Source organism: Desulfofalx alkaliphila DSM 12257 (genome assembly GCF_000711975.1).
Lineage (GTDB): Bacteria > Bacillota > Desulfotomaculia > Desulfotomaculales > Desulfohalotomaculaceae > Desulfofalx > Desulfofalx alkaliphila.
On the sequence record NZ_JONT01000007.1, the window covers coordinates 73,934 to 96,864 of the forward strand.

Annotated in this window: 19 protein-coding genes and 2 pseudogenes; 12 read left to right on the plus strand and 9 right to left on the minus strand. The window is 40.5% G+C overall.

Annotated features, from left to right (window positions below; all coding sequences use genetic code 11):
- Window positions 1-247: 247 nt before the first annotated feature.
- A complete protein-coding gene (locus tag BR02_RS0104975; protein ID WP_031514798.1) occupies window positions 248-1,159 on the minus strand; it encodes a diaminopimelate dehydrogenase in 912 nt (303 codons plus the stop codon).
- A gap of 164 nt (window positions 1,160-1,323) precedes the next feature.
- Here BR02_RS0104975 and BR02_RS0104980 point away from each other — a divergent pair, with 164 nt between their 5' ends.
- The 3 genes from BR02_RS0104980 to BR02_RS0104990 all read left to right on the plus strand — a co-directional run bounded on the left by BR02_RS0104980 (window position 1,324) and on the right by BR02_RS0104990 (window position 3,407).
- The gene (locus BR02_RS0104980; protein ID WP_031514800.1) at window positions 1,324-2,187 is read left to right on the plus strand and encodes a DegV family protein; all 864 of its coding nucleotides are present in this window, start codon (window positions 1,324-1,326) and stop codon (window positions 2,185-2,187) included.
- A gap of 193 nt (window positions 2,188-2,380) precedes the next feature.
- Entirely contained in the window at window positions 2,381-2,956 is a 576-nt protein-coding gene (gene dut, locus BR02_RS0104985; RefSeq protein ID WP_051688135.1) for a dUTP diphosphatase, read from the plus strand.
- A 22-nt stretch (window positions 2,957-2,978) separates the two neighbouring features.
- Entirely contained in the window at window positions 2,979-3,407 is a 429-nt protein-coding gene (locus tag BR02_RS0104990; protein ID WP_051688136.1) for a YaaR family protein, read from the plus strand.
- A 92-nt stretch (window positions 3,408-3,499) separates the two neighbouring features.
- Here BR02_RS0104990 and BR02_RS0104995 read toward each other — a convergent pair whose 3' ends face one another.
- The 4 genes from BR02_RS0104995 to BR02_RS0105010 all read right to left on the minus strand — a co-directional run bounded on the left by BR02_RS0104995 (window position 3,500) and on the right by BR02_RS0105010 (window position 8,956).
- Entirely contained in the window at window positions 3,500-5,152 is a 1,653-nt protein-coding gene (locus tag BR02_RS0104995; protein ID WP_031514805.1) for a recombinase family protein, read from the minus strand.
- 57 nt (window positions 5,153-5,209) lie between these two features.
- Window positions 5,210-5,413 carry a transposon-encoded TnpW family protein gene (locus BR02_RS0105000; RefSeq protein WP_031514807.1) on the minus strand — a complete coding sequence of 68 codons (204 nt, stop codon included), beginning with the start codon at window positions 5,411-5,413 and terminating at the stop codon, window positions 5,210-5,212.
- Between the two features lie 75 nt (window positions 5,414-5,488).
- Window positions 5,489-6,388, minus strand: coding sequence for a phage major capsid protein (locus BR02_RS0105005; RefSeq protein WP_031514809.1), 900 nt, complete (start codon window positions 6,386-6,388; stop codon window positions 5,489-5,491).
- 264 nt (window positions 6,389-6,652) lie between these two features.
- A complete protein-coding gene (locus BR02_RS0105010) occupies window positions 6,653-8,956 on the minus strand; it encodes a phage/plasmid primase, P4 family (RefSeq protein ID WP_031514811.1) in 2,304 nt (767 codons plus the stop codon).
- 646 nt (window positions 8,957-9,602) lie between these two features.
- Between BR02_RS0105010 and BR02_RS0105015 the strand changes: the two genes are divergently transcribed.
- The 9 genes and pseudogenes from BR02_RS0105015 (at window position 9,603) to BR02_RS0105055 (ending at window position 18,011) form a co-directional block, all read left to right on the plus strand.
- Window positions 9,603-9,824, plus strand: coding sequence for a helix-turn-helix domain-containing protein (locus BR02_RS0105015; RefSeq protein WP_024822623.1), 222 nt, complete (start codon window positions 9,603-9,605; stop codon window positions 9,822-9,824).
- 4 nt (window positions 9,825-9,828) lie between these two features.
- Window positions 9,829-10,626, plus strand: a pseudogene (locus BR02_RS0105020) (type I restriction-modification system subunit M); the annotation flags it as partial.
- Window positions 10,627-10,694: 68 nt separating this feature from the next.
- A complete protein-coding gene (locus BR02_RS0105025; RefSeq protein ID WP_051688137.1) occupies window positions 10,695-10,976 on the plus strand; it encodes a transposase in 282 nt (93 codons plus the stop codon).
- On the plus strand, window positions 10,973-11,863 hold the full coding sequence (locus BR02_RS0105030; RefSeq protein WP_114638798.1) for an IS3 family transposase: 891 nt from the start codon (window positions 10,973-10,975) through the stop codon (window positions 11,861-11,863). Before BR02_RS0105025 ends, BR02_RS0105030 begins: the two co-directional genes overlap by 4 nt.
- Before the next feature lie 21 nt (window positions 11,864-11,884).
- Window positions 11,885-12,715: pseudogene (locus BR02_RS0105035) on the plus strand (type I restriction-modification system subunit M); the annotation flags it as partial.
- The gene (locus BR02_RS15860; protein WP_031514823.1) at window positions 12,712-13,902 is read left to right on the plus strand and encodes a restriction endonuclease subunit S; all 1,191 of its coding nucleotides are present in this window, start codon (window positions 12,712-12,714) and stop codon (window positions 13,900-13,902) included. The pseudogene BR02_RS0105035 and the gene BR02_RS15860, both read left to right, overlap by 4 nt.
- Complete coding sequence (locus BR02_RS0105045) at window positions 13,899-17,000, plus strand: type I restriction endonuclease subunit R (RefSeq protein ID WP_031514825.1); 3,102 nt, start codon at window positions 13,899-13,901, stop codon at window positions 16,998-17,000. Before BR02_RS15860 ends, BR02_RS0105045 begins: the two co-directional genes overlap by 4 nt.
- 73 nt (window positions 17,001-17,073) lie before the next feature.
- Window positions 17,074-17,532, plus strand: coding sequence for a RipA family octameric membrane protein (locus BR02_RS0105050; RefSeq protein ID WP_048601839.1), 459 nt, complete (start codon window positions 17,074-17,076; stop codon window positions 17,530-17,532).
- Window positions 17,533-17,612: 80 nt separating this feature from the next.
- Window positions 17,613-18,011: a TIR domain-containing protein gene (locus BR02_RS0105055; protein WP_031514828.1), complete on the plus strand. Its 399-nt coding sequence runs from the start codon at window positions 17,613-17,615 to the stop codon at window positions 18,009-18,011.
- Between the two features lie 133 nt (window positions 18,012-18,144).
- Here the strand turns inward: BR02_RS0105055 and BR02_RS0105060 are convergent, their stop codons facing one another.
- The 4 genes from BR02_RS0105060 to recN all read right to left on the minus strand — a co-directional run bounded on the left by BR02_RS0105060 (window position 18,145) and on the right by recN (window position 22,929).
- On the minus strand, window positions 18,145-18,570 hold the full coding sequence (locus BR02_RS0105060) for a universal stress protein (RefSeq protein WP_031514831.1): 426 nt from the start codon (window positions 18,568-18,570) through the stop codon (window positions 18,145-18,147).
- A gap of 145 nt (window positions 18,571-18,715) precedes the next feature.
- Window positions 18,716-19,477 (minus strand): sporulation transcription factor Spo0A, encoded by a 762-nt coding sequence (gene spo0A, locus BR02_RS0105065; protein WP_031514833.1) that lies wholly within the window; start codon window positions 19,475-19,477, stop codon window positions 18,716-18,718.
- Window positions 19,478-19,637: 160 nt separating this feature from the next.
- The gene (gene spoIVB / locus BR02_RS0105070) at window positions 19,638-21,020 is read right to left on the minus strand and encodes a SpoIVB peptidase (protein ID WP_031514835.1); all 1,383 of its coding nucleotides are present in this window, start codon (window positions 21,018-21,020) and stop codon (window positions 19,638-19,640) included.
- A gap of 226 nt (window positions 21,021-21,246) precedes the next feature.
- A complete protein-coding gene (recN, locus tag BR02_RS0105075; protein WP_031514837.1) occupies window positions 21,247-22,929 on the minus strand; it encodes a DNA repair protein RecN in 1,683 nt (560 codons plus the stop codon).
- Between the last annotated feature and the right edge of the window lie 2 nt (window positions 22,930-22,931).

Consider the following 22,931-nt stretch of genomic DNA (forward strand, 5'->3'; position numbering starts at 1 on the left):
GTAGATCTTGGACGCCCTTAGTTTATTTCTTACCCTTGGTTATTTTCTTACATTGATTGGTTTAATCTTAGGCGCCCTCTTGCTTAAATATCTTTGGAATACAACAATGCCGGATTTGTTTAATTTGAAAACAATAACCTATTGGCAGGCTTTCAGACTTCAATTTATAGCCGCTATACTGTTGGGCTACCCCTTAGCCAACATATGATATTGCAGGCAGCCGCCATTAAGGTTTGCAGCGTATAAATTATACTAAGCCTTTTATTATTTGTTCCCTTTCGCCGTACATAAAGTCTATAATGGGTACTTCCAGCATTGTATATGCCCCGGGTTGCTGTTTTAAGGTGGCCCGGGCGGCTGCCACCATCACCTGGGAGGTGAGAGCCGGGTTGTTAATACGCATCTCAAACTTTAGCTGCTGGTTTTGGGTCCGGCCGGAAACACCCTTGCGCTCAATAAGCACACCGTGGCCCATATCAATGAGCTGCTCTACATCCGGCACCTCTATAACATGGGTTTCATCCTTTACAAAATAAGGATCCTGCAAAATAGCCTGCTTAACTTGATGAAAGTCGGCCCCGGTTTCCAATTCAACATAGACCATTCTTCTGTGCACACCGGTTCCCAGCGGTATAGTCATTGAAAGGGCATTTTTCACCCCTTCAATGGCTTTGACTGCCACCGAGTGCCCCATACTCATTCCGGGACCAAAGTTTGTATAGGTAATACCCCGGGGAGTCATAAACTGAAAAATGCTTCTAATCATCGAATCGGTACCGGGATCCCAACCTGCGGATATAATGGCCACACTCTTGTGCCGCATGGCCACATCATTTAACTCACTTCTCAGCTCCAAGAGCTTGTCCCCGTGAATATCAAAACTGTCCACAGTGTTAATGCCCAGGGACAGTATTTCTTTGGCATACTGGGCCACCATCCGGCTAGGGGTAGATAAAATGGCAACATCCACTTGGCCGAGCTCTTTGATAGAACTAACCACAGGCACCCCAATTAACTCCTTCGGAAGCCCAGAACTGATGGAAGCAGATCTTCTTACCACCCCTGCCAATTCCATATCCGGAGCAGCTTCAAGGGCCTGCAGAGCAAAGCGCCCAATATTTCCGTAACCAACAATAGCAACCCTGTATAATCTACTCAAATAACAAAACCTCCAATCATTGACCGCCGGTCTAACAAACATCACTTTAAAGTTTTTTTTAAGATAACATAAACAGTACCGTTAATACAATGCTTTGCTATTATTTTTATCCCCATGATATGATATTATATAAATTATTCCATATCATGTGAGGTGTCTTAACAGTGGCTATAAAAGTGGTTACAGACAGTACGTCCTACATACCCGTTAAATTAAGGGAGCAATTCGATATTTCAATGGTCTCTTTAAGTGTACACTTTGAAAACGAAAGCTTTCTAGAAGATCAAATAGATAATGAAGTATTTTATAAGAAAATGGCAGCCAGTGCTAACATACCGACTTCGTCTCAGCCAAGTCCCCAAGACCTTTACGATACCTTTGAAAAACATATTTTGCAAAAAAACGCAGTGGTAGGGGTATTTCTTTCTTCCGATATGAGTGGGACCTACTCCACTGCCCAAATGGCTAAAAAACAACTATTAGAAAAGTACCCCGAGGCCGAAATAGAATTGGTAGACTCCCGTTCAAACAGCATGCAATTGGGATTTGCAGCGCTGGCGGCAGCCAAGGCAGCCAAAAAAGGATTGCCCATGGGGCAGGTATTAAACAGCGCCAAAAAAGTTATAGAGAACAGCAGGTTTCTCTTTGTACCCGAAACCTTAACTTACTTAAAAAAGGGCGGACGCATTGGCGGGGCTGCCGCATTACTTGGTTCTATTCTACAAATTCGACCAATTTTAACAGTTACGGACGGAAAAACCGCCCTTGTTGATAAGGTGAGAACCCAAAGCAGAGCCATACAAAACATATTGAATATTTTTTACCAGGACGTAAAACAAAAGGGTTTGGGTGAAGTTGTGGTACACCATATCAATAACGAAGCCGAAGGCAATAGAATAGCCAGGGAAATTGAGCAACATTTGGGCATTTCAGTGGATGTATTTTCCATCGGACCGGTGATAGGTCTACACGTTGGCCCCGGAACGGTGGGAATTGTCTATTACACCGACATTAGTAAAACTTTTTAAAGGGAGAACAGCTTATCCGTCGAAATAATAGCACTTAGTACAAAAAATAATAATAAATTACAGCCCAAGGCTAAGCCCCAGTATTTACAGTGGCAAAGGGTAAGGCCATTGAAAGAGCAAGGCAAGCCGAGTTTTTTATGGGCGTAAATACCTGGCTGTGCCAGCAGGCATGGCCGATTAATAAGGAGTGTCTATGGGGTTGAAACAGACCTGTAACCGCTGCAAATACGGTGAAGAAATAATCCGCGGCGACTACAAATGCGAAATACAAGAAGTAAAAATAGCCCGGGATGAGGCATTGTATCCCTTTAGGGAGTGTGACTACTTCGTCTTTAAAGGCATTACCCTTAAAATAAAGAAATTACACAAGAATGCTGAAATGCCAAAGCGAGCTACGGCAGAAAGTGCCGGCTTCGACCTTCACTGTGTCGAAAGCTTTACCATAGAGGCAGGTGAACACCGTCCTGTGCCCACCGGTTTAGCTTTTGAATTTCCTCCGGGTTATGTCATGCTTTTATACCCACGCAGTGGCAATGCCAAAAGATATGGTATAACCTTAAGCAATGCCGTGGGTGTAGTTGATTCCGACTACCGGGGCGAAGTGGTGGTACTGCTGTATAATTCCGGCACTAAACCGGTATCCTTCCAGACCGGAGACAGGATAGCACAGGCCATTATACACCGGCTACCTGACATTGAAATAGTAGAATGTGACGAAATCAGTGATACCGAACGGGGCCAAGGGGGATTTGGCAGTACCGGCAGTTAAAGGGCAGAAGGGGTAATTTGTAGTGAAAATTTCAGGCAGCGACAACAAAAGTATTTTATGGCACGAAAACGCAAAGATAAAGCGTAAAAGCAGTAAATCTTTTTCCAGCAGTATGGATATGGCCAATCATCAACACAGTAAATACCAACTGCGTAAAATGATCGATAAAATAAAAACCGCCGGCAACAGGCTAAAAAACCAGCAAACCCAAACCCATATAAATGAGTACAAAAATATAATTAAAGAATATCTGTCCTACATTCTTAGAAACTACTATATTTTAAAGAAGGAAAGAAGTGTTGATTACAGCACCCTATATACCCGAATTGAAATCATAGATAAAGAAATTGAACAGCTTACAATGGAACTGTTAAGTGATCAGTCAGAAAACCTATCCATTGTGGCCCGAATAGATAAAATTGAAGGCCTGCTCTTAGACCTATATCAATAAAAAAACACCCCTTTTGGAGCGGTCACACAGGGATTTATAATTCCTAAAAAATTCGGCATAGTCGTTGAAATTCGGCTATGCCGTTTTTTCGTTTATTTTGGTAAGTCGATAGCACCAATGCAGTTATAAAAAATCTGAATCCGCTGGGTTCTGCGGCCATCTATCTTTTCAGCCTTGAATACTATAATTTTGTCGATGAACTCTCTAATAATCTCTGCATCCAATTCTGTAATTTCTGTGTACTTTTTAACCAGTGCCAAAAAGCGGTCGGTATTGAGGAACTGTTCATTTGCTGTATCAATGGTATGCTTTAATTTGGTTATCCTTTCTTCCAGTGCCTTCTGCTCGGCTTCATATTCAGCCGACATCTTGTAAAAACGCTCTTCGGGAATTTTGCCCATCACATTGTCCTCATATAGCTTTCGAATGATTTTGTCTATGTCAGCAATGCGAGTCTGTGCTTGTTCGTACTCCTTTTGACTTTGGCGGAGTTCTTTGGCAAGTTCCTTTTCAGAATTATTCATAACTATACGGATGAATTCCTGTTCATGGTCTTTGGCAAAGGAGGTTACACGTCTTAAGTCTTCTAACAAAAGCTGTTCCACTACAACATTGCGTATCTGATGTGAACTGCACATACCCTTTTTCTTGCGGTAAGTCGCACAAACGAAATATTCCTTATCGTGTGTCCATCCCTTGCCTCTAACCTGATACAGCTTTGCTCCACAGTCGGCACAAAACATCATGCCAGAGAGCATTCCCATTTCACCTAATCGTGATGGTCTTCGCTTGCCATCTCTGATTTTCTGCACTGTTTCCCAAGTACCCTTATCAATAATTGCTTCATGGGTATTTTTGAAAACCAGCCATTCTTCTGGATTGTTCAATATCTTGACTTTGCTCTTGTAGGACTTTTTAGAAGTCTTGAAATTCACCGTGTGACCTAGATATTCCATTTTAGCCAAAATATCTGCTACGGTACGAGCCGACCAAGCATATGGGTTTTCTGGTGGTCTTGCTGGAGTGTTAATACCCATTTTGCGAAGATGAACCGTAGGTGTATCAATGCATCGCTTTTCAAGTTGCTTTGCTATCTGCGTGGGTCCAAAGCCAGCCATGCACAGTCGGAAAATATCTCTGACCACCTCGGCGGCTTTCTCATCTATAATCCAGTGCAACTTGTCTTTAGGGTCTTTAATATAACCGTAAGGCGGATTGGTGCAGAGTGGCTTACCGGACTGTCCCTTGGATTTGAACACAGCACGGATTTTCTTGCTAGTATCCTTAGCATACCATTCATTAATAATGTTAAGAAACGGTGTAAAGTCACTGTCTGCTTGGTTTGCACTATCAATACCGTTGTTAATAGCAATGAATCGTACATCTGATTCAGGAAACATAATCTCGGTATAATATCCTACTTTGAGGTAATCCCTGCCGAAGCGGGACATATCCTTAATGATAATCGTTCCAATTCTACCGGACTCTACATCTGCAATCATGCGGTTAAAGTCTGGTCTATCAAAAGTTGTACCGCTGACCCCATCATCCACATAAAATTCGATGTTGCGAAAACCGTTGTCCTCAGCATATTTTTTTAGAATTGTCTTCTGGTTTACTATGCTGTTGCTGTCTCCTGCAAGCTCATCATCACGTGAAAGCCTGCAGTACAAAGCAGTAATTTTCGCTTCTTCAAATGCTAATGTTGATTTACGTATAGTGCTAAATGTTGACTGTCTATTCATTTTTCTCCTCCATTTCCGACAGTCTTCAAGCGGTTTAGCACTATGTATATTACCGTACTACCTTGAAGAAGTCGAGTTGATTTCCGTGGATTTATTTGAACTATCTGATAACTTTGAAAGGCTTTTTGCGTTGACCGTAATCAGTCGTTTCAGCTTGGAATATGCACTTTCCTTTGCTGAAACACTTATTCGTGATTCCACCACATAGACCGTACCTCCGATATCGGATTTGGTTGTGCGGCTGCTAATTTGGTTTTCCATATCGTGACCTCCTGTCCGATGTTTTGAAGGAACTGGCACTGAGCCGAATTGATGACCCAGTGCCTTATCCATTATTTAAGCTTTTAATTGTAATATTTTCAGAGCATCCGGTTGAATTAGCTTGCCATCCAATCTCTCGTAAGCAGAAAAGCCAATTTGCCCCTGCAATGCATATAACTCACTTAATTTTTTTATCGTTATTGGTTGACGCTCAATCAGCCAGTAGTATGATAAATCTCCAAATACAATGCTTTTTGCTCCTGCTGATACTGTAGGCATATATGGAGAGGTAACTACAGGCTTTCCGAAGATGGTGTTATCTGAAGGATTCCACAGATAACTGCCGCTTGTATCCTTAAGGGTTCTAAGAAGCATAGCTGTATTATCGTGCATGATAAACACAGCGTTATTTCGGTATTCATCTTTTAATGAAAAATACAGAGAGATAATCTCGTCAAAAGAGATGGTAGCACTATCTGCTGTAGTTACATCTGCATCTGCTGTAAGGATACCTGTTGGCTGTGTTGTGCCATTTCCATTAAGTAATGCATTTTCCTCAGCCTTGCCAAAACGCTTCGCAAAATCACTCATCAGATACTTTTCAAGATTAAAGTTCATATCGGTGACGAATGAGCGGTTTAGCTTGACAAGAGATGCCAGCTTGTATGATTTCACTAGAAACTGTGTAAATGTATCGGCGCTTTCGGGGATTGGATCCCCGTCTTCAACCCAATCTGCTGTACCCGTTGAGGATACCGCTTGAATTTTACCTTCTGCAGAAGATAGATTGATAACAGTAGCAAATCTGCGGAATATATTCTCCTTTGCCAAAGCAGTGTTAAAGCCTTCTCTGAACTCGTCTGGTGCGACATAGGCTCCTGCATTATCAAAGCCCTCGCTTAGATTTTGATTATTTTCTTCTTTTCCTTTCATAACATTCCAAAACGCTCTATTATAAGTTGTTGAAGTTGCCATAATCCTTTACCTCCTAAATTTAAATTGATTGTGGGGTATATACCCTGTTTGAAACCGCGTTTTTTTACGCGTTGCCCCACGCCCGTTACACAAATAAACAGATGTGGAGATTTGACCTCCCCTAGGGGCAGGTATTAACACATGGAGTCATATCCAGTGGTTTTAAGCTTTGTAGCAAGATGTAGCAGGTAAAAACTAAACTCTCTATACGAGAGCGTTTTTTTATATAACCTGTTTTTCTTGCTACAAGCTGCTACACTGTGTTTAAATAAGAAGAAATTCTTCTTCTGTCAGCTTATATCCGATAAGCATTGTGGTCATTCCACCACCAGAACGTGGTCGTTTCCGTTCTACACGGGCGATAGCTGTTAAGGCTTGTTTGAAGTTTCTTGCATTCTCCGAATAACATCCATTGGCACTGCACCAACGCTGATACCGGGCATACACTTCGGATGTGCGCACCTCACTGTTGGGACTTTCCTCCAAGGCATCCTCGAAAAATAATGCTATTTTGTCGCTGTCACGTTTATAAGCCTCCGTTGCTGTCTTAACAGAATCAGGTAAAGTAAAGCCTTCCTTCTTTAACAGCTGATAGCCTTCAATTAGCCAGTTAAGGATAGCACTCTGATTCTTCGATTTGGCGAATTCACGTTTTAGGTTTTTATCCTGCTCGCTTTCATCAAAGTGTCGTTCAAAAGGGATAATCACCACTCTGCCACTGGAAAACAGCGTCATATCCGTAATAACGGGCAGATAATTGGTGTTGATATATAGCTTAAACTTTGGCGAAAAGTCAAAAGAATTCTCATGTAGAAACCTTGCGTTGATGGTGTCACCACCCGTCATGCTTTTTACCTGTGCAGCATTTAGGACAAGTCCTCTGCTAGGTTCGGAGATATTTACATAGCGTACTCCTGCAAGCCGGGCAATATCTTCACTTGGACTTGAACTGTTATTGTTCTTTTTCAGACTGATAGTCTCTGGCCTTGCGGTACAGCCATAACTGCCTAATACCTTAAGAATGCTCTCACATAGCGTACCTTTACCGTTTCGAGTTGTAGCACCGTAGAGAACAAACAGGCATTCATACCGAGTGTCTCCGCTGATACTGTAGCCAAAGGCTTTTTGGAGGAATTTTGCCTTTTCCTCATCTCCGCTCATAATCTCATGAATAAATCTATCCCATCGCTCACTTTTTGCTTCTGGGTCATATTTAACACCAGATATCTTTGTAAGTCTGTCCTCGTTGTTGTGGGGATGAAAATCCATAGATATTAAAAACAATGTGCCATTGGAACAGTTGAACATCTGCGGGCCTTGGTCAAATTCAGCCATTGATATGGGATATACGCTCTGTGCATCCTTAAGCACCGTTTCCCTGTATCTTCTTGACTGCCACTTTCGGCAATAGTCAATGTATGCCTTTCTTTGATGTTCATCCTGAATAGTCAAAGCATAGGTTAGCAGTTGATTAGCCAATGATTTACACATTTCCATTACTTTTAGATTACCGACATCAGGAATCCAAATGCCATTCTCGTAGCAAAACCACATCTTCCTTTCAGGAACAAAGCGGGCAAAAGATTTATAATAATCAGCAAACAGCCTGCTTGCCCCAATATCCGTCCAAGGGTAGCGATCGTTACTCTCAGGCTTAAAGCCAGTAAGAGAACATTCACCAAAATCCTCTGTAGCTGATGAACGCTTACCACCTGGTTTGTATATTTCAGTAGCATTTGCGATAGCTTTTTCTATGGTTATCATTCCATAAGTACTGCCGGACTGTGGTCTATTCCATTTATCCCGCATTAGGCCGCTTTTTCGGAAAAGTCTGTCCATCTGCCCAATATCCCTGCCACACCAAAATGCCAGCATACCGCAAAGTGCCAAATCAGCTTCACTGGCAGAAGCATAACCAGATGTATCTCCCTGCCATAATGCTTTGAACCTTTCTCCGTTTGCCGATTTTAAAGCCTTCTCAATAACAGACTTGTCGGACAGATAGGATTGGCTTTCTGTATCCAGTAGTTGCTTCACAGGGGTAGGACGTAGCATATACTTGTCTAGTATCATCTGAAGCTCATTCGATTTCTCCGGTATATCACCATCTACAAATACATTGCCTGTTACGGTAACAAAGCGGTTTGTTGCTCTAGCCACATAGACCTCAACTCCCAGCTTTCTGTTGTTGATATAGTATTTTGTTTTGTCAAAACCATAGCCGGTGGCCTTAAAGAAAATATGCAACCCTTTCCCAGATGGACTGTGTTCCATATAGCAACCACTAAAAACATCTACAACAATTTGGGCAATAGGCTTAAGCTTATCACCACTGTCAAAGCAATCATCTAAGTCGATAACACAGATGTCATTACCTACCAAAAATCCGATATCGTCATAATCACTTATAGCAGCTGCTGCCGAACTAAAATCTAAAAATGTACTCCGCTGATCTGCTTTTGCCCTTTTTCTTGTTACTGGGTTATAGGGAACTTTGGTTTTTCTACCACTTCGCTCTTCATATTTCCAACAGCAAAACTGTGGCTTACTTTTGAGTATCTGTGGCAAGTTATCATATTGTGGTTTCAGTTATTTCACCTCCTTGCCTGTTATAAATAACCCAAAACGCTACTGTTCCAGAGAGTTTGCCTTGTTGGACACAACCTCGTTATCTTTCAAAGAATACGCTCGGAATTATCGTCATGGCATATTCTGCTTGAAGTATCTCTTGCATTTCGGGGTATTCAGTTGTCAAGGAGCAGTGAGAGAAAAACTATGCTTTAATTGGGGGATTATTTTTCCTCTCACCTTATAGCCACGGTAGGGCACATTAGTTGAGGATTTTCTAAAAATATTTTTCTTCCTCATCCATAAGCGAAGAATTCTATTGATTCGAACCCTTAAAATAAAAAAACAGCCTGTCTTTTTTCCGGTAAAGACTGCTGTAATGCTTATGCTTTTGCTCAAATTTGAGCGGAAGTGATATTTAGTTTAAGAAGGATTAATGTTATAACTTTGCCTTTGGTTTTACAAATAACTTACAGACATTTTTGTCTAAAAGTATTTATTTAAATAAAAATCAAAAATAAAGGCATACACAACAATCATTATCTTTATTAACATTGTAAAATTACTTCACAAACACAGAATTATCATGTTATTTTTGAAGAAAATGTGCTATGATGGAAAAAACATATATAAAGAGGTGACCAAGATGACCGTTAGCTATAAAAAGCTTTGGAAATTGTTGATAGACCGCGATATGAAGAAGAAAGATTTACAAGCTGCTGCGGGAATAAGTCCATCGTCAATTTCAAAGCTTTCTAAAAACGAATATGTCAGTATGGACGTTCTTGTAAAGGTTTGTACGGCACTTGGCGTTGATTTTAAAGATATCATGGAATTAGTGCCTAATATGGTTGAAGAAAGGAAGTAGATGTATGAGTAACAACAGAAAAGAACAGGAACGGGCGGAATTACACCGCACGATATGGAATATGGCAAATGATTTAAGAGGCAGTGTAGATGGATGGGACTTTAAACAATATGTTCTAGGCATGCTGTTTTATCGCTACATATCTGAAAATATTACTGCCTATATTAACGCCGGAGAATGGGAAGCTGGCAATACGGAATTTGATTATGCTAAGTTATCCGACGAAGAAGCAGAACAGGCACGACAGGATTTAGTTAAGACAAAAGGCTTCTTTATCTTACCTAGCGAGCTTTTTGAAAATGTCCGAGCTCGTGCAAAGGACGATGAAAACTTAAATGAAACACTGGAACAGATTTTCAGTAATATAGAGGCATCTGCCCAAGGAACAGAGAGTGAAGATAATTTCAAAGGCCTGTTTGACGATATTGATGTTAACAGCAATAAGCTAGGAAATACTGTAGGAAAGCGTAATGAAAAGCTGGTTAAGCTATTGAATTCTGTTGGAGAAATGAAGCTGGGAGATTACAAAGACAATACTATAGATGCATTCGGTGATGCTTATGAATTCTTAATGGGTATGTATGCATCCAATGCAGGAAAAAGTGGTGGTGAATACTATACGCCACAGGAGGTTTCTGAACTCCTTACCCATCTAACTTTAGTAGGAAAAACTGAAGTCAACAAGGTATATGACCCCGCTTGCGGTTCTGGCTCTCTACTGCTAAAGTTTGCAAAAATCTTAGGAAAAGAAAATGTACGTCAAGGTTTCTTCGGTCAAGAAATCAACATTACAACCTACAACTGAGTCATGCTCACTTTGACGGACACCAGACCGTGATCGTATAATTAAATCACGAGAGGATGTTGATTGTGAGTAAGACAAATAACAGATACGATGAAGAGTTTAAGGCTCATGCTGTTAATATGGTGGTTGAGAAGGGGCGCCCCATAAGTGCAGTGGCCAAGGATCTTGGTGTTTCTCAGCCAGCCATAAGAAGATGGGTAAAATTAAGCACTGAGCCGGAAGATTCGGTTGCCAAGAGAATTGCCGAACTAGAAGCACAAAACAAAGAACTCAAAAAAGAACTTTCGGACGCAAAGGAAACTGTTGAAGTGCTAAAAAAGTCCGTAGCCATTTTCATAAAACCATAGAATCACCTACACCCAGTGAGAAATATGCATTCATCAAAACTCATGCCTCCGGGCATTCTGTGGAGAAAATGTGCGATTTATTAGGTGTGTCCCGGAGCGGGTACTACGACTGGAGAGATAGGCCACCATCAGCCAGAGCAACCAAGCATAAGAAGATCCTTGCTGTCATTAAAGAAACCCATAGAAAGTATCCTATGTGGGGTGTAGACCCTATTTGGACTGAGGTTAAAGAATCAATACCTTGCAGCCGTGGGACTGTCCATAGACTGATGAAAGAGCATAATATTAAGTCTAAACGCAAGAAGAAGTGGATAGCCACGACTAACAGTAATCATAATCTACCTGTTGCACCGAATCTATTAAACCAGGAATTTGATGTTGCAACACCAAATACGGTATGGGTCGGAGATATAACGTATCACTGGACTGACAAAGGATGGCTCTATACCGCCATCGTTAAGGATCTGTGCACAAAGGATGTTGTCGGCTATGCAATGAGCAAACGAATGACCAAAGGACTTGTAATCAAAGCCATGCAGATGGCAATACGAAGAGAAACACCCAGATCAGGCCTTATATTTCACTCTGATAGAGGGAGCCAGTACTGTTCCAAGAGATTCAGGGCTTTACTGGAGACCTATGATATCCAGCAGAGCATGAGTCGCAAGGGCAATCCTTATGACAATGCTTGTGCAGAGAATTTTTTCAGCTGTCTTAAATGCGAATGCACCAACTTTTACCATTTTAAGAATAGAGACGCGGCTAAGCAAATTATCTTTGAGTACATAGAGGTTTATTATAATCGGCAAAGGAGACATGCCGCTCTGGGTTGGCTGACTCCTTTAAAATATAAAGAGCAACTTGCTAAGTTTCACTTAGCAGCATAGAAAATGAAATAAGGAGCAAGCGTGCGAAAGACTAAGCTACGCACACGAAATGGTGTCCGGAAAACCGAGAATGCCTCAAACCTGTGCAGAATTAATATGTTCCTGCACGATATTGATTATGACAAATTTGATATTGCCCTTGGTGACACGCTAACAGATCCGCAACATTGGGATGATGAGCCTTTTGAAGCCATTGTATCAAATCCACCTTACTCTATTAAATGGAAGGGCGACAATGATCCTATTTTGATTAACGATCCCCGTTTTTCTCCAGCTGGAGTATTGGCTCCTAAGTCTAAGGCAGACCTTGCTTTTATTATGCATAGTCTTTCTTGGCTTGCAACAAACGGAACAGCGGCTATCGTTTGTTTCCCCGGTGTAATGTACCGCGGAGGCGCTGAAAAGAAAATCAGGCAGTACCTGATTGACAATAACTATATCGACTGTATCATTCAGTTACCGGATAACTTGTTCTATGGTACCAGCATTGCTACCTGCATTATGGTGCTGAAGAAGTCTAAATCAGAAAATAGCACCTTATTTATCGATGCATCAAAGGAATTTGTTAAGGTTACGAATAACAACAAGCTGACACAAGAAAATATTGAGACCATTCTTAACGCATTCAAAGATAGAAAAGATATTGAACATTTTGCCAGGCTTGTGCCAAACAGCGAAATAGCTGAAGAGGACTATATCCTGTCTGTTTCTACCTATGTTGAACAGGAGGATACCAGAGAAAAGATTGATATTGTTGCCCTCAATGCTGAGATAGAAAAAATTGTGGCGAGAGAGCAGGTTTTAAGGGAAGAAATAGATAAGATTATTGCGGAAATTGAGGTGGGCAAATGAGTAAGTTAGATGAATTGATTGCTGAACTTTGCCCTGATGGGGTGGAGCTAGTACCATTAGAAGAGGTTATTCTTTCTCTTAATACAGGTCTTAACCCACGACAATTTTTTCGGTTGAATACTGTTGATGCTAAAAATTATTATGTAACAATAAGAGAATTAAGGAATAATAAGGTTATTTTTACAGATAAAACAGATCGAATAAATGATGAAGCTTTGAAGCTCTGTAACAATCGCTCTAATTTAGAGGTTGGAGATGTTCTTTTTTCAGGTACAGGAACAATTGGAGAAACTGCTGTCATTGAATCCCCACCAATAAATTGGAATATAAAAGAAGGAGTTTATGCAATAAAACCAGACAAAAAAAGAATCATATCGAGATTCTTAATGTATGTCCTTATGTCACAAAGAGTTCGAGAACGATATTTGGTTAAAGCATTGGGAGGAACAGTAAAAAGTGTATCTATGGGTGAAATGAAAAAGCTACTTATCCCCATTCCCCCTCTAGCTGTTCAGCAGGAAATTGTCCGTATTCTGGACAATTTCACAGAGCTTACAGCAGAGCTTACAGCAGAGCTTACAGCAAGAAGAAAACAGTATGAGTATTATAGGGATTTTCTGCTTACGTTTGGTGATGAGGTAGAGTGGACGACATTGGGAGAGGTTGCAATCAACCTTGATTCTAAGCGTAAACCTGTCGCTAAAGGGAAACGTAAAGCGGGTGAATATCCGTACTATGGAGCCTCTGGAATTGTTGACTATGTAGACGACTATATTTTCGACGGTGACTACTTGTTAGTTTCAGAAGATGGTGCAAATCTTGTGGCAAGAGTAACCCCTATTGCTTTTTCTGCGTCTGGAAAGATATGGGTAAACAACCATGCTCATGTATTGGAATTCGAAACATATGAAGATAGAAAGTTTATTGAATACTACCTGAACATGATTGACTTAAGTCGTTTTTTATCAACTGCGGCACAACCAAAATTGACACAAGAGAATCTTAACAAGATACCAGTTCCTGCTCCGTCTTTTGAAGAAAAAGAACGCATCGTCGCTATCCTCGATCGCTTTGACGCTCTCTGCAACGACTTAACCAGTGGTATTCCTGCTGAAATTGAAGCACGGCAAAAGCAATATGAATATTACAGAGATAAACTGTTATCTTTCAAGGAGGTGACGGCATGAGTATATACAATATCGTTGCCAGTACTGATGAAGCAACGGTTGTTGCTGAATATGCAGCTGAATATAATGTCCGTCCTGAAAAGTATCAGAGCGAGGCAGAACTTGAGCGGGAGTTTATCAGGCAACTAACTTCACAAGGATATGAATATATTTCAGTACACAATGAAGCTTCATTGATAGCAAATCTCCGAAAGCAACTTGAACTGCTTAATGACTTCACTTTTACTGACAGTGAATGGGAGAAGTTTTTCACAGAGTGCATTGCAAATACCAACGAGGGAATTGTTGAAAAGACCAGAAAAATTCAGGATGACCATATCCAGATTCTAAAACGTGAAGATGGAACAACAAAGAACATATACCTTTTGGATAAAAAGAATATCCATAACAATCGTTTGCAAGTTATTAATCAATATGAAGAAGCAGGCGGCAAGCATGAAACCCGATATGATGTAACAATCCTTGTAAATGGACTTCCGCTGGTTCATGTGGAGTTAAAGCGTCGTGGTGTTGCTATCCGAGAAGCCTTCAACCAGATAAAAAGATACCAGCGTGACAGCTTTTGGGCGGCTTCTGGTTTATTTGAGTATGTGCAAATATTTGTAATCTCAAATGGCACCCATACAAAGTATTATAGTAACACCACAAGAAATGCTCATATCAAGGAGCAAAGCAGTAGTGAGCGACGAAGAAGTAAAAAAACGAGCAATAGCTTTGAGTTTACCAGCTTTTGGGCAGATGCAAATAACAAAATTATTCCTGACCTTGTGGACTTTACTAAAACTTTTTTTGCCAAACATACCCTCTTAAATATACTAACAAAATATTGTATTTTTACATCTGAAGATCTGCTCCTTGTAATGCGTCCTTATCAAATAGCTGCTGCGGAACGTATCTTATCACGTATTGTAGTATCAACCAACTACAAGAAGATGGGCACAACTGCAGCTGGAGGATATATTTGGCATACAACAGGCTCTGGTAAGACATTGACCAGTTTTAAGACAGCTCAATTAGCTTCTGCCTTGCCTTACATAGACAAGGTACTGTTTGTCGTTGACCGTAAAGATCTGGATTATCAGACGATGAAGGAATATGACCGTTTTGAAAAGGGAGCTGCTAATGGTAATACGTCCACAAGAGTTCTTCAAAGACAATTGGAAGACAAGGACGAAAAAGGAAATCCTCATGAATACAAAATCATTGTAACCACTATTCAGAAGTTGGATATATTCATCCGTAAAAATAAACAGCATGATATTTATAAGAAACACGTGGTACTGATTTTTGATGAGTGCCACCGTTCCCAGTTTGGCGAAATGCATCAAGCTATCACGAAGAGTTTTAAGAATTATCATATCTTCGGCTTTACGGGAACCCCGATTTTTGCTGCCAATGCTAGTTCAGGAGGTAACCCACTGCTTCGCACAACCGAGCAGGCCTTTGGAGAAAAACTGCATACCTATACCATTGTGGATGCCATCAATGATGGGAATGTTCTGCCTTTTAGAATAGATTTTATCAATACCATTAAGATGCCTGATTACGTTAATGATAAAAAAGTCTATAGCATAGATAGAGAAAAAGCCTTAGCAGATCCACAGCGAATCAGTGAAATTGTTTCTTACGTTCTTGAACACTTTGATCAGAAGACAAAGCGCAATAGTTATTACACATTCTCTGCGAAATGGGAAGAAGCAGATAAGCACAACCCTAAAAAGATGATAGAAAAGCGTGAAACAAGGCGAGTTGCCGGTTTCAACTCCATATTTGCTGCTGCATCCATCCCAATGGCAATCAGATACTATAATGAGTTTAAGAAGCAGATAGCACAAAAGAACCGTAACCTTACCATTGCAACTATTTTCAGTTTTAGTGCCAATGAGGAGGAGCCAGATGGATTGCTTCCTGAAGAGGATTTTAATATGGAAAACCTTGACCAGAGCTCTAGAGATTTTCTTGAGGCGGCTATCCGAGATTACAATTCCACATTTAGCACAAATTACGATACTTCCTCGGATAAGTTCCAGAATTATTATAAAGACCTCTCTCTTCGCGTAAAGAATCGGGAGATTGATATATTGATTGTTGTCAATATGTTCCTGACAGGCTTTGATGCAACAACCCTAAATACGCTATGGGTAGATAAAAACCTGAGACAGCATGGACTAATTCAGGCTTTTTCAAGAACTAACCGCATCTTAAACAGCGTTAAGACCTATGGTAATATCGTTTGCTTTAGAGATTTGAAAGAAGAAACAGATAAAGCTATTGCACTATTCGGCAATAAGGATGCTGGCGGTATTGTACTGCTAAAAACATACGAAGAATACTATAACGGCTATGATGACAAAGGTGAGTATAAGCCGGGCTATGCTGAATTGATTACAACTCTTACAACACAGTATCCCCTTGGACAACCTATTATCGGAGAAGAAGCGGAAAAAGACTTTATCAGGTTATATGGAGCAATACTCAGGCTCAGAAATATTCTTACTTCTTTCGATGACTTTGAAGGAAATGAGATTTTATCTGAAAGGGATTTTCAGGACTATCAGAGCATTTATATTGACCTGTATCAGGAATATAGAAAAGGTGCTGATGGTGACAAAGAAACTATCAATGATGACATAGTTTTTGAGATTGAACTGGTCAAACAGATAGAGGTAAATATTGACTACATCCTTATGCTTGTAGCCAAATATCAACAATCCAACTGCAAGGACAAAACCATTCTTACGACCATTGATAAGGCTATCAATTCGAGTATTGAACTTAGAAGCAAGAAAGAACTTATCGAGCGTTTTATTGAGCAAGTCAATGTATCGACCAAAGTGGATGAGGATTGGCGTAAATTCCTCCATGAGCGTAAGGAAGCGGATATTTCAGCGATTATAGAAGAAGAAAAGTTAAAGCCTGAAGAAACCCGCCGATTCATCGACAATGCTTTCCGAGATGGGATACTTAAAACAACCGGTACAGCCATTGATAAAATCATGCCACCTGTATCCCGCTTTGGCGGAGGTAGAGCCGCGAAAAAACAAGGAATTATCGAAAAACTAATGTTATTCTTTGAGAAGTATTTAGGGTTGGTGTAGAAAATTGCATTACGATCATTAATTATAATTAGCATTATAGTTGCTATGCTAATTTTTAGGGGGAGGGAAGACAGTGGAAATAGAAAACTTGAAAAGTGAAGAATATGGAGAACAATATAAAGAACATTTACTTGAACAATGGAAAACCTGTGTTGAAATGGCCAATAGTAATAGTGAGCGACGAATCAGTACTAACAATGTATACATCACAGTCAATGCTGCTATTATTGCGTTGATTTCATTTACGTTTGATTATAAAAGCATACTTCTATCTATAGTCGGAGCAATTGTAAGTATACTGTGGTTAAATTCGATAATAAGCTATAAGAAACTTAATAGTGTTAAATATCAAATAATAAATGAAATCGAAAAAAAGTTGCCCATATCTCCATATGCCTATGAATGGTCATTGCTTGGAGATAATAAAAAGTATAGGCGATTTACACATCTGGAACGAATTCTTCCATGGCTTTTTATTATCCTCTACATAATATGCATATTTTGGCAAGTGGCAATTTGTATTTTTAAATGAATACATACATGAACAATAGTTGTGCAGTAGTATTACGAAAATACATGTAAAAAAATTTTTATACTAAGGAGGTTAATAAAATGTATAATTTATTTATAAGCCATTCATGGACTTATTCGGATGCATATGACAGATTGGTTGATCTATTAGATAACGCTAGCTATTTCTCGTATAGAAATTATTCTGTGCCTAAAGATGACCCTATACACAATGCCCCGACACAGTGGCAGCTAAAAGAAGCCATTAAAGCTCAAATGGCTCCTGCCAGTTGTGTTTTAATTCTTGCTGGTGTCTATTCTACATATAGTAAGTGGATTAATATAGAAATAGACCTTGCGAAAAATGGTTTTTATACTCCAAAACGGATTATTGCAATTGAGCCTTGGGGCTCTGAACGAACTTCACAAGTTGTTAAAAATGCAGCTGATGAAATTGTTAAGTGGAATACAAGTTCAATTGTTGGAGCTATACGCAAATAATTGTATAAAAAAGAGACCAGTCACTACAAGCAATTACGCTTGAACATGACTGGTCTTTTTTGCCACGCTTGAAGCTGTTCATTTAAGTTTTCTTCAATCCCTAAGTGAACGCTTCTTTTGGGTGTTTTTTTATTTACTTCACAACGGTAACCGGCACTTCTAAGGTGGCGATAACTTTACTGCTAACACTGCCTAAAAACAAACCTTGTAAGTTTGAAAGACCCCGGGTACCCATTATTACTTGATCAAACCCTTGGTCTTTAACGGTATTGATAATAATATCAGCAGTATCACCGGTTTCCGTGACAGTTTCCACTTCTATTCCGGCGGCATTAAAGATTGCCTCTGCATCTTTTAAATGTTCTCTTGCCTTTTTCCTAAACTCTTCTGAAAGTTTGACATTATGGGGTATAAACTCGTTATAGAAAGTATGATCCGGTATGTAAGCAACAGAAATAACGGTAACTTTCATATCACTACAGATTTTTGCCATTTTTGCAGCATATTCCACCGCCCGTTTTGAATTCTCAGACCCATCGTAAGCCACTAACACCTTCATTTTATTACCTCCCTTAATTATTCAACTGGTTTAATTATATACCATATTTACATTCTGTGGAAAGGTATTGATATAATTAAATGCCTGTTTTCCCCTTCTTAGAGACAAACAGGCATTAAAATTTAAATTTTATATTATTTTTTACTTAGCCGGCCTTAACCTCAATGCGCAGCTTATCAGCCACCATGGCAATAAACTCTGAATTTGTTGGTTTGCCCCGCTCCAAGTTAATGGTGTAACCGAAAAATTTGGTCATCATTTCAATGTTACCCCTGTCCCAAGCCAGTTCTATGGCATGCCTGATAGCCCGTTCCACCCTGCTGGGGGTGGTATTGTACTTTTGGGCAATCATGGGGTAAAGCTCTTTCGTCACAGCACCCAGTAAATTCACTTCACGGATTACCATTAAAATAGCTTCGCGCAGGTAATGATAACCTTTAATGTGAGCAGGTACACCCATTTCGTGTATAATATTGGTCACTGCCACATCTAAATTCTTCGTTTTAGCCGGTGAGACATATTCAGAAACCGTCACACCTTTGGCCAATTGCCTAATTCTGGTGGCCAACACTGAGAAATCAAAGGGTTTTAATATATAGTAGTCGGCGCCTAATTCCACAGCCCTCTGGGTCACACTTTCTTGTCCAAAGGCAGTTAACATAATCACCTTAGGTTTGATAACGGTGGCGCCGGATGAAATTTTCTCCAGCACACCTATCCCATCTAAATGCGGCATAATTATATCAAGTACAACAATATCAGGTTTTTGCTGATCAATTATCTCTAATGCTTCCAACCCATTATACGCAATACCTGATAGTACCAAATCATCTTGGGAATTAACAAACTCCTTTAATAATTCACAAAATTCTCGGTTGTCGTCTGCTACCAGCACCTTAATAGCCATAATAAAAACCCCGCCTCCTATTTATTTAATTTTTGTCTTTACCATATATTGTATATTAGCCTATGTGCTTTAACATTCGACAACCGCTATCCAAAGTCCTTTCTCCTATTAAAAAAATATCAAATAAATTATAAATGATATGCTTAGACAAGTTTTGACATTATGCGCAATTATCATAAATAACACGTTTTACTCTGCTAACATTAATATTTTTCTTTGCCCGCACAGTGCTTGATTCATTCAGCATCCATTCCGCTAACACCCCATAACCGCTGGTGGGATCATTTATAAAAACATGTGTCACTGCGCCCACCAACACGGCATCACCCTGTTGGGTATACTGGATAATAGGACTACCGCTCATGCCCTGGATTATTCCGCCGGTTATTTCTAATAATTTAGGGTCGGTAATTCTTATTATCATTCCTTTACCCTCTGGATTGGTCTGGGAGGATACCTTATCTATATTAATTTTAAACTTCTCCATTTTATCGCCGTTTAAAACGGTGATAATTTCTGCCGGGCCTTCTTTTATTTGATGGGATAAAGCAACGGGTATCGGTTCGTCAAAGAAAGGATTTGTTATGGGTTGTGACAATTGGCCGAAAATACCATAGGGGGTATTTTTCTCTATGGTGCCGGAAAGGGACGTTTGGTTTTTTATTAAACCGACTTTTTCACCGGGTTGGCCCCTCTGGCCAGGGTGAATTTGCTGTACTGTGGCCTCTATTACTTTGCCATCGGGCAGCTCCATCCTTTGCCCTGTCTCTGCGTCTGTTATCATATGCCCCAGGGCACCATAGACTGATGTTTCCGGTTCATAAAAGGTAAGCGTTCCTATGCCGGCTGCGGTGTCCCTGATAAACAAACCCAGGCGATAACTATTTGTATCTTTGCAGTAGACAGGGTCTACCTTTACGTTCATTGTTTTGCCTTGGCGCATTAATTGCACCCTTATTGGCTTGCCTGTCATTCCGGATTTATTTACCAAACTGCGCATTTGTTGTTCCGATTCTATTTCTTCACCGTTTATTTTTAATATCACGTCTCCTATTTTTATTCCTGCCTTATTTGCCGGAGCATCTTGTTTACCGGTGGCATCCTCAACCTCAGAAATTCCCACCACAATCACCCCTTTAGAGTGCAGCAGCACCCCAATGGACTGGCCCCCGGGCATAACTTTTTTTTGGGGAACCACATCCACCGTCACTTGACGTAGCGGTATCAGCCCAAATAATTTAACATTCATTTCCACCTTGCCCGGTGAATTTACAACGGGAGTTGACTCCATTAAGGTGAAATTGCTGTCTTTAAACGGCAACCCCTGATACATCATAATTAATTCATTTTCAGTTTTTATGTCCACCTTCAAAGCACTTAAGAATTTATGAGGGTCTTGAAATCCTAGATCCAAAGGCTCGCCCACCGCTATTTTTTGTTGCACGGGCAGGGTGCCTAAGCGCATAACCTGGCCGTTAAAACAAAACACTGCCAGCAATAAAATACTTATAAAACAAAAAAATTTGACCCTGCTGTCATTCAATTATGTCATCCCCCCTTATTTTTTTCTGCACAAAATCTTATATAACATTAATTAAAGTAACCTTCGTAAAATGTTTTTATTAAAGCTAAATATGGCAGCAAATTCCACATCCAGTGCTGTTAACGGTTACAAAGATTATGTAACTTTTTGATGTGTTACCACTAATAAAAATCTTTTTAAAAATTAAAAATGACCGCCTTAAAGGTCGGTCATTTTTATAAAATAATTAATTGTTGGCAATATTTAACAAGGACTGGGCATGTTCTAAGGCTACGCTGTCTGCATCTTTACCGCCTAACATGCGGGCCAGCTCATTTAGCCTGGACTGGTAATCAAGTTTAGTAATTCTGGTATAGGTCCTATTGTTCTCCACTTCTTTACTGATCAAGTAGTGATTATTGGCAAAACATGCCACCTGGGGGGCATGGGTCACCGTGATCACCTGATGCCTGCTGCCAATTTGAGCCATTTTCTCGCCCACCGAGTGAAGTGTTCTACCTCCTATACCGGTATCCACTTCATCAAATATTAGGGTGGGCACCTTGTCCACCTTAGCCAGCACGCACTTTAATGCCAGCATAAATCGCGACAGTTCACCCCCGGAAGCAATTTTCTGTAAGGGTTTTAAAGGTTCCCCCGGGTTAGGGGAAATTAAAAATTCTACCTTATCCATCCCCTTGGCATTGATACCGTCCAGTGGTTCAAAGCCCAGTTTAAAATCTACATTGGCCATGTCTAAGCCAGCCAACTCTTTAGATACTTGTTCCTCTAATTTTTTCGCAATTTCTTTGCGCAAGTTAGAAAGGGCGGTTGCCTGCTCTACCCACTGCTGATGATATTCTTTTACCTCTTCTTGCAAAATATCAATCTGTTCTTCGCTGTATGTCAACTCTTCCAGTCGGCTTACTATTTTTTGCCGGTAAGCAAGTATCTCTTCAACGGTGTCACCGTATTTTCTCTTTAGTTTATTGATTTCGTCAAGACGTTTTTCAATTAAATCCAAGCGCTGGGGCTGGTATTCAACACCATCCAGATAGCCGGATATCTCTCGGGCCACGTCTTCCACAGTATATAAAGCGGTTTCCAATGACTGCAGCAGCGGTTCCAGGGAAGCATCGTATTCTTTTAACTGCTGCAGGGCATTGAGCCCTTCGCCCATCATATCCACAGCCGATGAGGTATATTTCCCCCCACCGCTGTATAAACTCATTTTCACTGTGTTAGCCAAAACAGTTATTTTCTCTGCGTTGGCTAAAATATTTCTCTCGTTAGTCAACTGAATATCCTCTTCCGGCGTCAGGTTGGCCTTTTCAATTTCATCATTTTGAAACTGCAGCATATCTATTTCCCGGGCAGTATCCCTGGCATTGTTCTGCAAACGCTGCAATTTTTGATGGGCCTGGAACCAACTTTGGTAACTATTTGTTACCTTTTCAAGCTGTAGTGCCAAAGGCTCACCCCCGAAACTGTCCAGTAATTCAAGATGCCGTTCCGGGTTCAGCAGTGACTGCTGCTGATGCTGACTGTGCATATCCACTAGGCCGGCCCCTGCCTGGCGGTACATTGCCAGCGTAACCACCTGTCCGTTAACCCGGCACCAATTGCGTCCGTTGCGGCTAATTTCCCTGGCCAACACCACCACACCGTCGCCGGAACTTTCAATTCCCAGGTTGCCCATATCCTTTTCCGTCTCTGTGTCCACTTGAAAAGCCGCCTGCACCACCGCCTTGTCTTCGCCGGCCCGAATATATTCAGCAGAGGCTCGGCCGCCCAAAGCCACCTGTAAGGCACCCAACAGGATAGATTTTCCGGCCCCTGTTTCACCTGTTAAAATATTTAATCCGGAGTCGAATTCAACGGTAATATCATCAATGAGAGCAAAATTTTTAATGTACAGGGAGCGCAACATAG

What these genes read in the sequence shown, in the direction of transcription:
- dut (WP_051688135.1), top strand. Translation starts at nt 2,381, where the DNA reads ATGGGGTTGAAACAGACCTGTAACCGCTGCAAATACGGTGAAGAAATA.
- BR02_RS0104995 (WP_031514805.1), bottom strand. Translation starts at nt 5,152, where the DNA reads ATGAATAGACAGTCAACATTTAGCACTATACGTAAATCAACATTAGCA.
- BR02_RS0105000 (WP_031514807.1), bottom strand. Translation starts at nt 5,413, where the DNA reads ATGGAAAACCAAATTAGCAGCCGCACAACCAAATCCGATATCGGAGGT.
- BR02_RS0105005 (WP_031514809.1), bottom strand. Translation starts at nt 6,388, where the DNA reads ATGGCAACTTCAACAACTTATAATAGAGCGTTTTGGAATGTTATGAAA.
- BR02_RS0105015 (WP_024822623.1), top strand. Translation starts at nt 9,603, where the DNA reads ATGACCGTTAGCTATAAAAAGCTTTGGAAATTGTTGATAGACCGCGAT.
- BR02_RS15860 (WP_031514823.1), top strand. Translation starts at nt 12,712, where the DNA reads ATGAGTAAGTTAGATGAATTGATTGCTGAACTTTGCCCTGATGGGGTG.
- BR02_RS0105045 (WP_031514825.1), top strand. Translation starts at nt 13,899, where the DNA reads ATGAGTATATACAATATCGTTGCCAGTACTGATGAAGCAACGGTTGTT.
- BR02_RS0105055 (WP_031514828.1), top strand. Translation starts at nt 17,613, where the DNA reads ATGTATAATTTATTTATAAGCCATTCATGGACTTATTCGGATGCATAT.
- BR02_RS0105060 (WP_031514831.1), bottom strand. Translation starts at nt 18,570, where the DNA reads ATGAAGGTGTTAGTGGCTTACGATGGGTCTGAGAATTCAAAACGGGCG.
- spo0A (WP_031514833.1), bottom strand. Translation starts at nt 19,477, where the DNA reads ATGGCTATTAAGGTGCTGGTAGCAGACGACAACCGAGAATTTTGTGAA.
- recN (WP_031514837.1), bottom strand. Translation starts at nt 22,929, where the DNA reads ATGTTGCGCTCCCTGTACATTAAAAATTTTGCTCTCATTGATGATATT.